Source organism: Limimaricola sp. AA108-03 (assembly GCF_050847355.1).
Classification (GTDB): domain Bacteria; phylum Pseudomonadota; class Alphaproteobacteria; order Rhodobacterales; family Rhodobacteraceae; genus Limimaricola.
In genome coordinates this window covers 1,623,808-1,634,902 of sequence record NZ_CP193755.1, presented here as the reverse complement: position 1 = coordinate 1,634,902, position 11,095 = coordinate 1,623,808, and the positions used below count along the sequence as shown (strand labels likewise).

The 11,095-nt window shown below is 68.1% G+C and carries 13 protein-coding genes; 9 read left to right on the top strand and 4 right to left on the bottom strand.

All coding sequences use genetic code 11. The features are described from left to right. Positions 1-2: 2 nt before the first annotated feature. Positions 3-617: a pimeloyl-ACP methyl esterase BioG family protein gene (locus ACRAQ3_RS08045; protein ID WP_432254255.1), complete on the top strand. Its 615-nt coding sequence runs from the start codon at positions 3-5 to the stop codon at positions 615-617. Further along, entirely contained in the window at positions 614-1,372 is a 759-nt protein-coding gene (locus tag ACRAQ3_RS08040) for a methyltransferase domain-containing protein (RefSeq protein ID WP_432254254.1), read from the top strand. The genes ACRAQ3_RS08045 and ACRAQ3_RS08040 overlap by 4 nt, the downstream gene beginning before the upstream one ends. 38 nt (positions 1,373-1,410) lie before the next feature. Here ACRAQ3_RS08040 and ACRAQ3_RS08035 read toward each other — a convergent pair whose 3' ends face one another. Next, positions 1,411-2,094: a PIG-L deacetylase family protein gene (locus tag ACRAQ3_RS08035; RefSeq protein ID WP_432254253.1), complete on the bottom strand. Its 684-nt coding sequence runs from the start codon at positions 2,092-2,094 to the stop codon at positions 1,411-1,413. A 14-nt stretch (positions 2,095-2,108) separates the two neighbouring features. On the opposite strand from ACRAQ3_RS08035, the gene ACRAQ3_RS08030 reads away from it, so the two are divergent. Next, entirely contained in the window at positions 2,109-2,474 is a 366-nt protein-coding gene (locus ACRAQ3_RS08030; RefSeq protein ID WP_269398247.1) for a YigZ family protein, read from the top strand. Between the two features lie 20 nt (positions 2,475-2,494). Here ACRAQ3_RS08030 and ACRAQ3_RS08025 read toward each other — a convergent pair whose 3' ends face one another. Both ACRAQ3_RS08025 and ACRAQ3_RS08020 read right to left on the bottom strand, forming a co-directional pair. Further along, positions 2,495-3,268, bottom strand: a complete 774-nt coding sequence (locus ACRAQ3_RS08025; RefSeq protein ID WP_432254252.1) for a potassium channel family protein — start codon at positions 3,266-3,268, stop codon at positions 2,495-2,497. 314 nt (positions 3,269-3,582) lie between these two features. After that, positions 3,583-4,731, bottom strand: a complete 1,149-nt coding sequence (locus ACRAQ3_RS08020) for a hypothetical protein (RefSeq protein WP_432254251.1) — start codon at positions 4,729-4,731, stop codon at positions 3,583-3,585. Between the two features lie 899 nt (positions 4,732-5,630). Between ACRAQ3_RS08020 and ACRAQ3_RS08015 the strand changes: the two genes are divergently transcribed. The 6 genes from ACRAQ3_RS08015 to ACRAQ3_RS07990 all read left to right on the top strand — a co-directional run bounded on the left by ACRAQ3_RS08015 (position 5,631) and on the right by ACRAQ3_RS07990 (position 10,640). Then, on the top strand, positions 5,631-6,302 hold the full coding sequence (locus tag ACRAQ3_RS08015) for a c-type cytochrome (protein ID WP_432254250.1): 672 nt from the start codon (positions 5,631-5,633) through the stop codon (positions 6,300-6,302). Positions 6,303-6,304: 2 nt separating this feature from the next. Further along, the gene (locus tag ACRAQ3_RS08010; RefSeq protein ID WP_432254249.1) at positions 6,305-7,234 is read left to right on the top strand and encodes a cytochrome C; all 930 of its coding nucleotides are present in this window, start codon (positions 6,305-6,307) and stop codon (positions 7,232-7,234) included. A 70-nt stretch (positions 7,235-7,304) separates the two neighbouring features. Further along, on the top strand, positions 7,305-7,763 hold the full coding sequence (locus ACRAQ3_RS08005; protein ID WP_432254248.1) for a c-type cytochrome: 459 nt from the start codon (positions 7,305-7,307) through the stop codon (positions 7,761-7,763). A 158-nt stretch (positions 7,764-7,921) separates the two neighbouring features. Further along, complete coding sequence (locus ACRAQ3_RS08000; RefSeq protein WP_432254247.1) at positions 7,922-8,206, top strand: hypothetical protein; 285 nt, start codon at positions 7,922-7,924, stop codon at positions 8,204-8,206. Between the two features lie 74 nt (positions 8,207-8,280). After that, positions 8,281-9,804 carry a multicopper oxidase family protein gene (locus ACRAQ3_RS07995; protein WP_432254246.1) on the top strand — a complete coding sequence of 508 codons (1,524 nt, stop codon included), beginning with the start codon at positions 8,281-8,283 and terminating at the stop codon, positions 9,802-9,804. A gap of 206 nt (positions 9,805-10,010) precedes the next feature. Next, complete coding sequence (locus tag ACRAQ3_RS07990; protein WP_432254245.1) at positions 10,011-10,640, top strand: hypothetical protein; 630 nt, start codon at positions 10,011-10,013, stop codon at positions 10,638-10,640. Between the two features lie 114 nt (positions 10,641-10,754). Here the strand turns inward: ACRAQ3_RS07990 and ACRAQ3_RS07985 are convergent, their stop codons facing one another. After that, positions 10,755-11,063 carry an SHOCT domain-containing protein gene (locus tag ACRAQ3_RS07985; protein ID WP_432254244.1) on the bottom strand — a complete coding sequence of 103 codons (309 nt, stop codon included), beginning with the start codon at positions 11,061-11,063 and terminating at the stop codon, positions 10,755-10,757. Positions 11,064-11,095 lie beyond the last annotated feature (32 nt).

Here is an 11,095-nt window from a genome sequence, read left to right as displayed (position 1 = left end):
CGATGCGTTGGCGCTGGCTCAGCGGATCGGAGCGGGCAGGGCAGGTGGTGGTGCTGTTCGGCGGCTGGGCCGCCGGGGCCGCTGCGTTCCGGCATCTCGGCGATGACCGCGACGTCCTGTTCGTCGAGGATTGGCGCGATCTCGACGCCGAGCTGCCTTCGCTATCGGGCTATGCGCGGCGCAGCCTCGTCGCGTGGTCGTTCGGGGTGGCGGCCTATGCCCATTGGCAGGCCGGGCGCGCGGACCCGTTCCATCGCCGTGTCGCGATCTGCGGCAGCCCGAACCCGGTCGACCGCCGCCTCGGCATCCCGCCCGCGATCTTCGCGCGCACCCGCGATCGCCTGGACGAGACGACGCTCGCGGCGTTTCTCGACCGCGCCGGCGCCCCCCCCGTGGCGGCCCCCGACATCGACGCCCTGCGCGCCGAGTTGGACGTCGTCGCGGCGCGCGGCCCGGCACCGGCTGCGGCATGGGACGCGGCTTTGATCGCGACGCGCGACCATGTCTTTCCGGCCCCCAATCTGCGCCGGGCCTTCGCCGATGTGCCGCTGCGCGAGGTCGAGGCACCACATGCGCCGTTTCGCGGCTGGACGAGCTGGGACGAGGTGCTTTCGTGACCCCGTCCTGCGAGCGTGTCGCCCGGGCGTTTCGCCGAGGGCTGTCGAGCTACCACGCCGAGGCGCGGGTACAGGCCCGTAGCGCCGCGCGCCTGGCCGAGATGCTGGCCGAGCAGGGGGCGGGGCCACGCATCGATCGGGCGTTCGAGTTCGGCTGCGGCACCGGTCTGCTGACCCAGGCGCTGCGCGCCCGCTTCGAGATCGGCGACTATCTGAGCAACGATCTTCTTGCCGAGGCGGCGGCGCATCTGTCGCCCGAATTGCGCCCGGGCTTTCGCGCCGGGCCGGTGGAGCGGCTGGCGCTCGACGGGCGTTTCGGCCTGATCGCCTCCGGCGCCACGATCCAGTGGATCGCCGATCCCCGGGCGCTGCTGTCGCGGCTCTGTGCGCATCTCGCCCCCGGTGGATTCCTGTTGCTCGGGGGCTTCGGGCGCGGTCATTTCGCGGAGATCGCCGCCTTGGGCGCGCCCGCGCCGCTCTCCTATGCAGACCCCGAGGATTGGCCGGAATTGCTGCCGCCCGGCCTGCGGATCGCCGCGATCGAGGCCCGTCGTGAGGTGATGGGTTTCGACGACCTGCCGCAGCTGCTGCGCCATCTGCGCGCCACAGGCGTCACCGGCAACGCCCGCGCCGGCTGGGGGCGGGGCGCCCTGCGCGCCGCAGAGGCGCGCTGGCGCGCCGAGCATGCCTTGCCGGATGGCCGTCTCGGCCTGAGCTATGTCTCGGTGCATCTCGTTGCGTCCCGGCCGGAGTGAACCGGTCGAGCCCCGCGCATCGGGATCGTTCTCGCGCGTCAATCGAGGATGAAGATCTCGGGCTGGGTCAGGAAATGCTCGCGCAGCGGTGGCACGTCGCCATCGATCTCCCCCAGCGGCATCGTCGACAGCAGGCCCAGCGCCCGTCGCTTGGCGGCGAGCGCCGCCGGCGGGGCCGAGAGAAGACGCATGGCGCGCGGCACCGGCGCGGTCGCCTGAAACCGCCCTGCGAGCGGATAGGCCAGCGCCCGATGCGTCTCGCCCATGGCGGCCCGGCCGATGGCATGACCCCTTTGCCGGTCGGGATGCGCCTCCTCGCGCCAAGGCAGCAGTACCGCAGCCTCCTCCGGAAGGCAGGCCGCGACCTTTGCGGCGACGAGGTCGAATGGCCGCCCGCCCGAGGTCAACATCCCCTCCCGCTCGTCAAAGCAATGCAGGACCGCTTTCGGCGCAAGGCCCGACAGAGCGGTCGAGACGTCCTGCAGGGCCGCCACGGCGGTGCCGCGCGTCAAGCAGATGACCCGAACCGGCAGCCCGGCCCGGACCGCGCCGTGGATCAGCGCCGCGCATCCCAGGATCTCGTCGCCCGGATGCGACGCGATCACCACGAGACCGCCCGCGTCGCGCAGCAGTTCACCGGCGGTCGCCGAAAGGGCGAGCCGCGCGCCCCACAGAAGCGGGCTCTCGCCGGTGAAACGGCTTGATCCCCGAGGTCCCCGCATACTACGCCCCACCCATGCGCGTCCTTGAGAACATCATCAGCGATCGTGGTTCGAAATACGCCGTTTCGGGCGCGCCCTGCACCTCCGACGCCGAGGCCAAGCTGCTTCTGAAGGAGCTGCAACGCCGCAAGAAATTCGCCAAGGCCACCCATAACAGCTGGGCCCTGCTGGCGACGGACGGTCCCTTGAAGAACGATGACGGCGAGAGCGGGGCCGGCATGGTGATCCTGCGCATGCTCGAGCGCGAGGGGCTGCACGACCACCTCATCATCGTGACCCGCTGGTATGGCGGCAAGCATCTGGGCGGCGACCGCTTCCGGCACGTGCAGGACGCGGTGCGGATCTATCTCGACGCCCTGGCGGTCGACCGGCAGGGTTGAGCGTCACCATCGGGTAGAGGTCAGACCTGGCCATCTGTCTTGATGTTGATGGTGTTGCCGCAATGCTTGCAATGCACCGCGTCGGCATCGTGCAGGAAAAGCCCGCAGGTCTGGCAGGTCACCCGCACCTTGCTGGGGCGGAACAGCACCTGCGCCAGCCGCAGGAAAAGCGTGACGCCGCAGATCATGATCGCGACCGAGATCATCCGCCCGCCGGTGCCCGCGAGGGTGATGTCGCCGAACCCGGTGGTCGTCAGCGCCGTGACGGTGAAGTAGAGCGCATCGGCATAGTTGCCGATATCGGCGCTGCTACGATGCTGGGTCGCGAAGACGAAGCCCGACATCACGAAGATGAACACGCCGAGATTGGTCGCGGCGACGAGCAGCTGTTCATTGTCCCGGAAGAACCGGAAATCGGCCCTGAGCCGGTCCTTGGTCTGGAACATGTGCAAGAGCCGCAAGGTGCGCAGGATCCGCAGGAAGGCAAAGCCCTCGCCCGCCAGCGGCGCGAAGAAGGAAGCTGCGCTGACGAGATCGGCCAGCGTGGTGGGGTAGCACAGGAACCGCCACCGCCGGGGCGCGATCCACAGCCGCGCCGCAAGATCGGCGAGGATCACCGAGCCGAAGAGCAGGTCGAGCCCCTGCACCCATGGGCCATAGGCGGTAAAGGAGGTGACCACGACGAACAGGATCGCGACGATGTCGAAGCCGAGCAGCCAATAGCGAAAACGATGCGCGCGCGGCGTCGCGCCCCGATAGAGTTCGACCACCCTGTCCTTCATCTTCTCGCGCATCTCCCCGAGGCTCTCATCCGGATCGCGCCGGCTTCGCGCCAACCTTGCACGCGTCGGCGCCACCGTCGACCCGCTCCCCGGCATGACCGTGCAGGGCTCCGAAGCATGCGGCCCCGGACCGGGCCGGTCTCCGGTAGGGCTACGGCTCTGAAGCGTGCCGAAGATCCTGGCCGAAGCACGAAAAGCGCCCCCGTCCGGTGAGCGCCTTTCCGTTTCCTCACCATCATGTTGCCGCATGGCTGCGTCGCTGCACGTTCCCGAACGACGGCGGCGGCGCAAGAGCGCCGCCGCCGTTAGTTTGGCTCGATGGCGACTTATTCGTCGTCGCTGTCCCTCTGCTTGCGCTTGTTGCGGCGTTCAGCCTTCTCGCGCTCACGACGCTCTTTCTTCGCGGCCTTGCGCTTCTCGCGCTTCTCGGCCTTCAGCTCGCGCTTGCTCTTTTTCTCGGCTTTGGCGCCCGAGCCATCAGTGGCGTCCTCGCGGTCGTCCTCATCCTCGTCGCGCTCGTCCTCGTCGTGATCGTCCTCGTCGCGCTCGTCCTCGTCGTGATCGTCCTCGTCGTGATCGTCCTCGTCGCGCTCATCCTCGTCGTGATCGTCCTCGTCGTGGTCGTCCTCCTCGTGGTCGTCTTCGTCCTCGTCACGATCACGTTCCACGTCCTCGGCCTCTTCCTCGAGGTCCCGGATGGCTTCGCGCTGTTCCTTCTTCAATTCACGAAGCCGCTCGCGGAGCTCGGCCCGCGCCTCGTCGTGGTCCTCGTCGATCCCGGCAAGTTCCTCGGTCAGGTCCGCGATGGCCTCGCGCTTCTCGTTCAGGATGCCTTCGCTCTCTTCCTCAAGCTCGGCGAGGGCTTCGGCCTTTTCCGCTTCCAGTTCGCGAAGTTCCTCCTCCACGTCGGCGCGGTCGCCCGGATCGGCGTCCCTCAACTCCTGCTCGAGTTCGCGCAGAGCCTCTGCAAAGTCCCGATCGATGCCTCGGCGTTCGTCCTCCAGCTCGGCCAGAGCCTCGCGCTCCTCCTCCTCGATCTCCGCGAGGGCGTCCTCGAGCTCGCTCCGGGCTTCGTCGTCATCATCACCGACGTCGGCGATCTCGTCCTTCAACTCGCGGATGGCATCCTTGTACTCGTCGCGGATCTCGCGGAGTTCCTCTTCCAGATCGTCCACCGCCTCCGCGTCGTCCTCGCTCTCCACCTTGTCCCGCAGCGCCGCGAGCCGCAGGGTGAGGCGGCTGTCGTCGATGGCTTCGGCGAATTCTTCCTCGGTGATGAAGCGGTCGCCCTGCGACGCCATCCGGAAAATGCGCTTGCTGCGGATTTCGGAAGCTCGGGCCCATTCCTTGCGGGACAACATGCCATCGCCATCGGTGTCATAGGTCTCGAAGGTCACCGATTGGGCGGTGGCCATGCCCGAGGTGGACAGGAGAGCACTTATCGCAAGCGCCGAGGCGGTGGTCAGAAGTTTCATCAGTCGGTCCCATGGCTGCTGTTCAACAGTCAAACTACTGCCCAATCGGGCGACAATAGGGCGCAATTCCTGCTACAAAAAGAGGCATGGCGAAACGCTATGTCCCAATGAGAAAGGGCCGGGACGGAAACGTTCCGAGCGGATGATCACCACTCATGCAGGCGGCACGCATCCGGTTCTCGGGGACATGAGTTATTGCAAGGCCGAAGCGCCGTCTCGGGGTAGAGGTCGATTTCGGCATGGGGTCGACAGCGGTGCGGGCTTTTGCGGCATCGTCGCACGGCAGAGAGGCGCATTCGGCAGCGGCCGGGATCCGGACCGAGCGCGGATTCACGGCCGGTCCTCCATTCAGCAGGGAACGCGGGCTGCGATTGCCTGGGTTGTTGTTTTCGAAAGGGGACGGGCTTCCCTCTTGCCCCGCGTTGCAGTTTCGGCGCGTTCTCGCCCTTTCCCAGCTTCCGACGACGTGTCGGCTTCTCTCTCGCGACCGGGTGCCGTAGCGTGGCGGAGCGCTGAACATGCAGAAGGCATCGTCTCGTATGCTGCTGAGGCAAATCATCGGGTTGTCCCTGTGCTGGCTTCTGCTCCTCGTGGGGCTGGGAGAGGTTGCCGGTCCGGAACATGCCCACGTGGCAGACGGAAACGCGGAGCACGCCTCCGTCGCAGTTCCCGTTCTCTCCGGCCCTGCATCTCAATCCACGGCCTGTCATCCCAGCGTGCGGTGCATCATAGTTCCGGCGGACGAAGGCGCACTTGCCAGTCCGCCGCTGCGGCTGGCCGGCCGGATGACCTTCGGGGTCGCGGGCTCGGAACCGCCTTCGCAACACCCCGACATCGCGCTGCCTCCACCTCGTCGAAAGGTCTGATCTGGACAATCGGACTCAGTCGACGAGGGCAGTATGACAAGAAAGAAGATGGCGATGGCCACGCTGGCGACCTTGGTCGCGGCAGGGGCCGCGCTCGCGCATAGCGGCGCGACGGGCGTGGTGCGCGAACGCATGGAGGGGATGGTCGCGATGCGCGACGCCATGCGCGACGTGACCCCGATGATGCGGGGAGAGGCGCCCTATGACGCGGCGCGCGTGGTCGAGGCCGGTCGCGCGATCGCGGCGCATGCCGGGAGGGAGATGACCCGGCTCTTTCCGGAAGGCAGCACGGACGGGGTCTCCTACGCGAAGGAGGCCATCTGGCAGGAGCCCGAGACGTTCGACGCCTTGGCCGAGGAGTTGCGCCGCCATGCCGAGGGTCTCGTGAAGGCCGCTCCGAACGGACTGACCGCGCCCGATCCCCATGCCGGCATGGCGATGGGCGGTTCCATGGCGGGGCACGAGGGTATGGCGATGCCGGGCCAGACTTCGGGTCGAGCCGGCCCGGGCGCCGGATACACGGTGGCGCAGCTTCTCGGCATCGAACCGCGCAGACGCGCGGAACAGGAGGTGCCGGGGGCCACGGCCGCGAAGGCCGAGGGCAGCTCCACGCCCGGCTACGCGACACTCGCCGCGCCCGACGTCTTCCGCCGGATCGGCGAGACCTGCGCGGCCTGTCATGGCCGCTACCGGGCGGGGAGCTGAGCATGCGTGGTCTGCTCAGAAGCGTCCTGCTGGCAGCCGCCCTGGCCGGAGGCGGCTATGCCGGGCTGCGCGCATGGCCGATCGGCGAGGCGGATGCGAGGATCTCCCTCGATGGGGATGCCCGGCGCGGCGCCTATCTGGCGCGCGCGGCGGGCTGCGTGGCCTGTCACACCGACACGGCAGCCGATGGTCCGGCGCTGGCGGGCGGCGCGCCGCTCGACACGCCATTCGGCAGCTTCGTTCCGCCGAACATCACGCCCGATTTCCAGCACGGCATCGGCAACTGGACCCCGGACGATCTCGCCCGGGCGCTGCGGGAAGGAGTGTCGCCCGAGGGCGAGCCCTATTACCCGGCCTTTCCCTTCGAGTTCTATGCGGGCTTCTCGGATCAGGACATCGCCGATCTCTGGGCCGCGCTGGCGACGGTGCCGGCGGTGGCCGAGACCCGGGCGGAGAGCGACATCGGCTTTCCCTTCAGCGTCCGGGCCGGGCTGAAGCTCTGGCGCGCGGCCGCGCTCAGGCCTTCGGATGTCGCGCCGGTGCTGGGTCGCTCCGAGGCATGGAACCGGGGACGAGAGCTCGTGGAGGGCGCGGCGCATTGCGGCGCATGCCATACCGGCCGGGGCCTCATGGGGGGCCTCGACGCGGCACCCTTCGGCGGCAATGACGACTTGCCGGGCGGATCGGCGGCGCCGTCGATCCGGGCGGAGGCGCTGCGCGAGGGCGGCTGGACCGCCTCGGCGCTCGCCTATGCGCTGGAGACCGGCATCACTCCTTCGGGCGATGTGTTCGGGGGCTCGATGGCCGAGGTGGTGGAGCAGGGCACCGGTTTTCTCGACGAGAGCGACCGCCGCGCCATTGCGGCCTATCTGCTCGACCCCACGCCCCGGCCCGTGACGCCCGCGACCGACGAAGTCGCGCAGCTGCGCTGACCGCACCGAAATTGGCGCGCCGGCGCGTCCGCAGAGCGCGCCGGGCCCACTCCATTCGAAAGACGAAGCGATGAACAAGACGATCATTCTCGGCGCCATGGGCGTCCTCCTTGCCGGCGGCTTGCTCTGGGTCGTATCGAGTCCGGACGCGAGCAACATGGCCGGCCATTCCATGAGCCCGCCCGACACCGATGAGATCCCGCAGGGCGCGGCGATCGTCCGGGTGGCGCTGCCGGCGGAGCTCTCCGAGCAGGCGCAGATGGGCAAGCGCGCCTTCGAGGCGGTTTGCGCCGACTGCCACGGCGAGAATGCCGCCGGGCAGAACGGCGTGGCGCCGCCGCTGGTCCACAAGACCTACGAGCCGAGCCACCATGGCGACTACGCCTTCCTCGCCGCCGTGCGCAACGGCGTGCGGTCGCATCACTGGGACTTCGGGGACATGCCTCCGGTCGAAGGGCTGACCGATGCGGATGTGGCGAACGTCGTCGCCTACGTGCGGGCCTTGCAGCGCGAGAACGGCATCGATTGACGGCCGGAAGGTGATCCCTTGGCGGCGAAGCGCCGCCGCGGCTCCGCCCCGGATGCGAGCCACTTGTATCCGGGCCGGAACCTGCCATTTCTCCTTTCAAGATGCGACGTCGACATGTGATTCCCCGGCTCCTGACGGTCCTCTTCGGAGGGCTGCTGATGCTGTCCGTCGCGCTTTCCGGGGCAAGCGCCGCGACCGCCCTTGGCGAGGGTCAGGGACATGGCGCGTATCATCTCTCGATGCCCGAGCACGGTGACCCGCCTCCGGAAGAGGCCGGATCGACCGAGTGTGCCTTGCTATGCCTTGCCGAACGATTGCGCCCCCTGCGCCCCGAGGGCTATCGTAGCCTGACCCGACGGACAGCGGTCGAGACGGGCTTTGCTCCGATCCTGATGGTGGGCCAGGCACCCATGCCACCCTGGCATCCTCCACAGAACGCCTGAAGTCCCGCGCCACCGCCCCCGATTGATCGGGCGCCCCCGCATCGCGGCCCATGCGCCGCAAGGATTTCAGACATATGACCCATCACCTTTCCCGTCGCGGCTTCCTCGCCACCAGCGCGGCCGCGGCCGCATATGCCACCATGCCCGTCGTCGGGCGCGCACAAGCTCTGGAGCCGCTGCTTCTGCGAGCGATGACGCGCACGCTCGACATCGACGGCCGCGCCGCCACCGTCATGGGGCTGCTCGGTCCGGATGACCGGCCCGGTCTCTCGCTCGATCCAGGCCAGCGCTTCGCGGTGCGGCTCGAGAACCAACTCGATGTCGAGACGCTGATCCATTGGCACGGGCAGATCCCGCCCAATGCCCAGGACGGCGTGCCGAACCTGCCGCTGCCCCCGCTGGCCCCGGGCGAGAGCCGCGACTACGATTTCGCGCCGTTGCCGGGGACCCACTGGATGCACAGCCACCTGCCGCTTCAGGAGCTCGGGCTTCTCGCCGCGCCGCTGATCGTGCGCCGCGCCGAGGACCTTGCCGCCGACCGGCAGGAGGTGGTGATGTTCCTGCACGACTTCTCCTTCAAATCGCCCGAGCAGGTGATGGAGGAGATCACCTCGGGCATGGCGATGCATGGCATGAACCATGGTGGCATGGCCGGGATGGGCGCGACGGGCGGCATGGACCACGGCGCGATGAGCGGCATGCCGGGAATGGATCACGGCGGCATGGCCGGGATGGACCATGGAGCCATGGCCGGAATGGATCATGGCGGCATGGCGATGACCGCCGATCTCAACGACTACGACTTCGATGCCTATCTGGCGAACGACCGCACGCTCTCGGACCCCGAGCTTGTGCAGGTCGAGCCGGGCGGTCGGGTGCTCCTGCGGGTGATCAACGCAGCCGCCGCGACGAGCTTCTGGATCGAGACCGGCGCGGTAGAGGCGCGGCTGGTGGCGGTGGACGGCCATGCCGTGCAGCCGATCTCCGGGCGTCGCTTCGGCGCGGCGATGGCGCAGCGGCTCGACATCGAGATCGATCTGTCCTCGGGCGGGGCCTTCCCGATCCTCGCGCTGCGCGAGGGCGCGCGCGAACGCACCGGGATCGTGTTGGCGAGCTCCGGGGCGCAGGTCGAGAAGATACACGGCACCGCACCTACCGCGGCGCCGGCCTTCGATCTGGATCTCGGGCAGGAGCGATCGCTGCGCGCCACCCAGCCGCTGCCCGAGCGCGCCGCCGAACGGCGGCAGATGGTGATGCTGGGGGGGCAGATGCAGCCCTATGTCTGGACCATCGACGGCAAGACGTGGGCCGAGCGCCAGCCGGTCCCGGCCGTCACCGGCGAAAGGGTCGAACTGACCTTCCACAACATGTCGTCCATGGGTCACCCGATGCATTTGCACGGGCACGTGTTCCAGGTCGTGGAGGCGGGTGGCCAGCGCTTCTCGGGCGCGGTGCGTGACACGGTCTACGTGCCTCCGATGGCTGCGGTCACCGTGGCGCTCGATGCCGGCGAGGCGGCACGCTGGATGCTGCACTGCCACCAGATGCCGCATCTCGCGAGCGGGATGATGACCGAGTTCGCCGTCGCAGCGAACTGAAGCGGGCCCGCTGCGGCCATTCCCTCCGGGTGGCTGCGCTCTCTGCTGTCCGATGCGAGCGGTCGGCCGGCTTGGCCGTGCCAACCGGCATGCGCTGGCACGGGCCGGCCACCGCCCGCAGGACGGCGCCATGCAGAACGATCCCGGTCCCGGCATGCTTGCGGGGACCGAACCAAAACCTCAATCTCAGAGAAAGCTTCGACCAGATGTCGATCAATGCTCAACCGGGCGACGTGACCTTCACCACGCCCTGGAACGTGTTCAAACCCTATTTCTCCTACCTGCTGATGTTCCTCGGCATGGGCCTGATCTCGGGCTCCATCGTGCACGCGGCGCAGGCAGATATGCGGCAGTATGCGCTTGTCCTGATGGCCATCGGCGCGGTGTTGTTCGCCTTCGGCTCCTACCTCAACGAGGTGCTCTTCAAGACAGGCATCCTCGGTGACAGCGTCCTGAAATACGTCTCGGTGTCGCTGCTCCTCGCGCTCGGCATCGGCATGGTCTCCGGGGCCGCGCAGCATTTCTACGATACCCCGATCTTCGCCAGCTACATCGCGCCGATCGGCATCTTCGTATCCTCGCTCGCCTTCGCGATCCGTCAGGGCTATGTCCTGCACCGCCGGAACTGGGTCTTCATGATCCTGCTGGGCGTCGTCTTTGCGACCGTCTTTCACCTCGCCCTGCGCAGCTATGCCAGCAGCCTGCCGGTTGGTGTCGGTCATCACGGCGTCGCGGCGGCGACGATGCACGGCGATGCGCATGATGACGGTCACGACCACGATCATTCGGCGCCGGACCATGGCACAGCGGCAACCACCCTCGGCGCTGCCCATTGATCTGTCGGTAGGTACACGCTGCCATCAGCTGAAGGCCTTCCAAGCCGAAGCCCGAGAATCGAACGGCCGCCCAAGGGCGGCCGTCTTTCTTCTCCTCGCACCGGCAGCCGCGGGTCAGGCGTCGCTCAGCAGCTTCTTGCGTGAGGCGTATTCCTCCGGGTCGATCTCGCCCTTGGCGAAACGCATGTCGAGTTCGGCAAGCGCGCCGGATTTCCGGCCCGGTCCGGCGCCATCATCGAGCCGCCGGACCAGCCAGATCACCCCGGCGACCACGAGGCCAAGTACGATCAGCCAGAGCACCGGGCCGAAGACCATGCCGAAGCCGCTGCCGCTCCAGCCCATCATGTGCCCGTAACCATAGCCCTCCGTATCGGCGGAGGCCGGGCCCGCGATCAGGGCCAGGCCGAATGCAATGCGGTTCATCTTGGTCTCCATGGCTCGTTTCTACCACGAAC

Coding starts and splice junctions, on each gene's coding strand:
- ACRAQ3_RS08045 (WP_432254255.1), top strand. CDS start 3: ATGCGTTGGCGCTGGCTCAGCGGATCGGAGCGGGCAGGGCAGGTGGTG.
- ACRAQ3_RS08035 (WP_432254253.1), bottom strand. CDS start 2,094: ATGCGGGGACCTCGGGGATCAAGCCGTTTCACCGGCGAGAGCCCGCTT.
- ACRAQ3_RS08030 (WP_269398247.1), top strand. CDS start 2,109: ATGCGCGTCCTTGAGAACATCATCAGCGATCGTGGTTCGAAATACGCC.
- ACRAQ3_RS08025 (WP_432254252.1), bottom strand. CDS start 3,268: ATGCGCGAGAAGATGAAGGACAGGGTGGTCGAACTCTATCGGGGCGCG.
- ACRAQ3_RS08020 (WP_432254251.1), bottom strand. CDS start 4,731: ATGAAACTTCTGACCACCGCCTCGGCGCTTGCGATAAGTGCTCTCCTG.
- ACRAQ3_RS08015 (WP_432254250.1), top strand. CDS start 5,631: ATGACAAGAAAGAAGATGGCGATGGCCACGCTGGCGACCTTGGTCGCG.
- ACRAQ3_RS08010 (WP_432254249.1), top strand. CDS start 6,305: ATGCGTGGTCTGCTCAGAAGCGTCCTGCTGGCAGCCGCCCTGGCCGGA.
- ACRAQ3_RS08005 (WP_432254248.1), top strand. CDS start 7,305: ATGAACAAGACGATCATTCTCGGCGCCATGGGCGTCCTCCTTGCCGGC.
- ACRAQ3_RS08000 (WP_432254247.1), top strand. CDS start 7,922: ATGCTGTCCGTCGCGCTTTCCGGGGCAAGCGCCGCGACCGCCCTTGGC.
- ACRAQ3_RS07995 (WP_432254246.1), top strand. CDS start 8,281: ATGACCCATCACCTTTCCCGTCGCGGCTTCCTCGCCACCAGCGCGGCC.
- ACRAQ3_RS07990 (WP_432254245.1), top strand. CDS start 10,011: ATGTCGATCAATGCTCAACCGGGCGACGTGACCTTCACCACGCCCTGG.
- ACRAQ3_RS07985 (WP_432254244.1), bottom strand. CDS start 11,063: ATGAACCGCATTGCATTCGGCCTGGCCCTGATCGCGGGCCCGGCCTCC.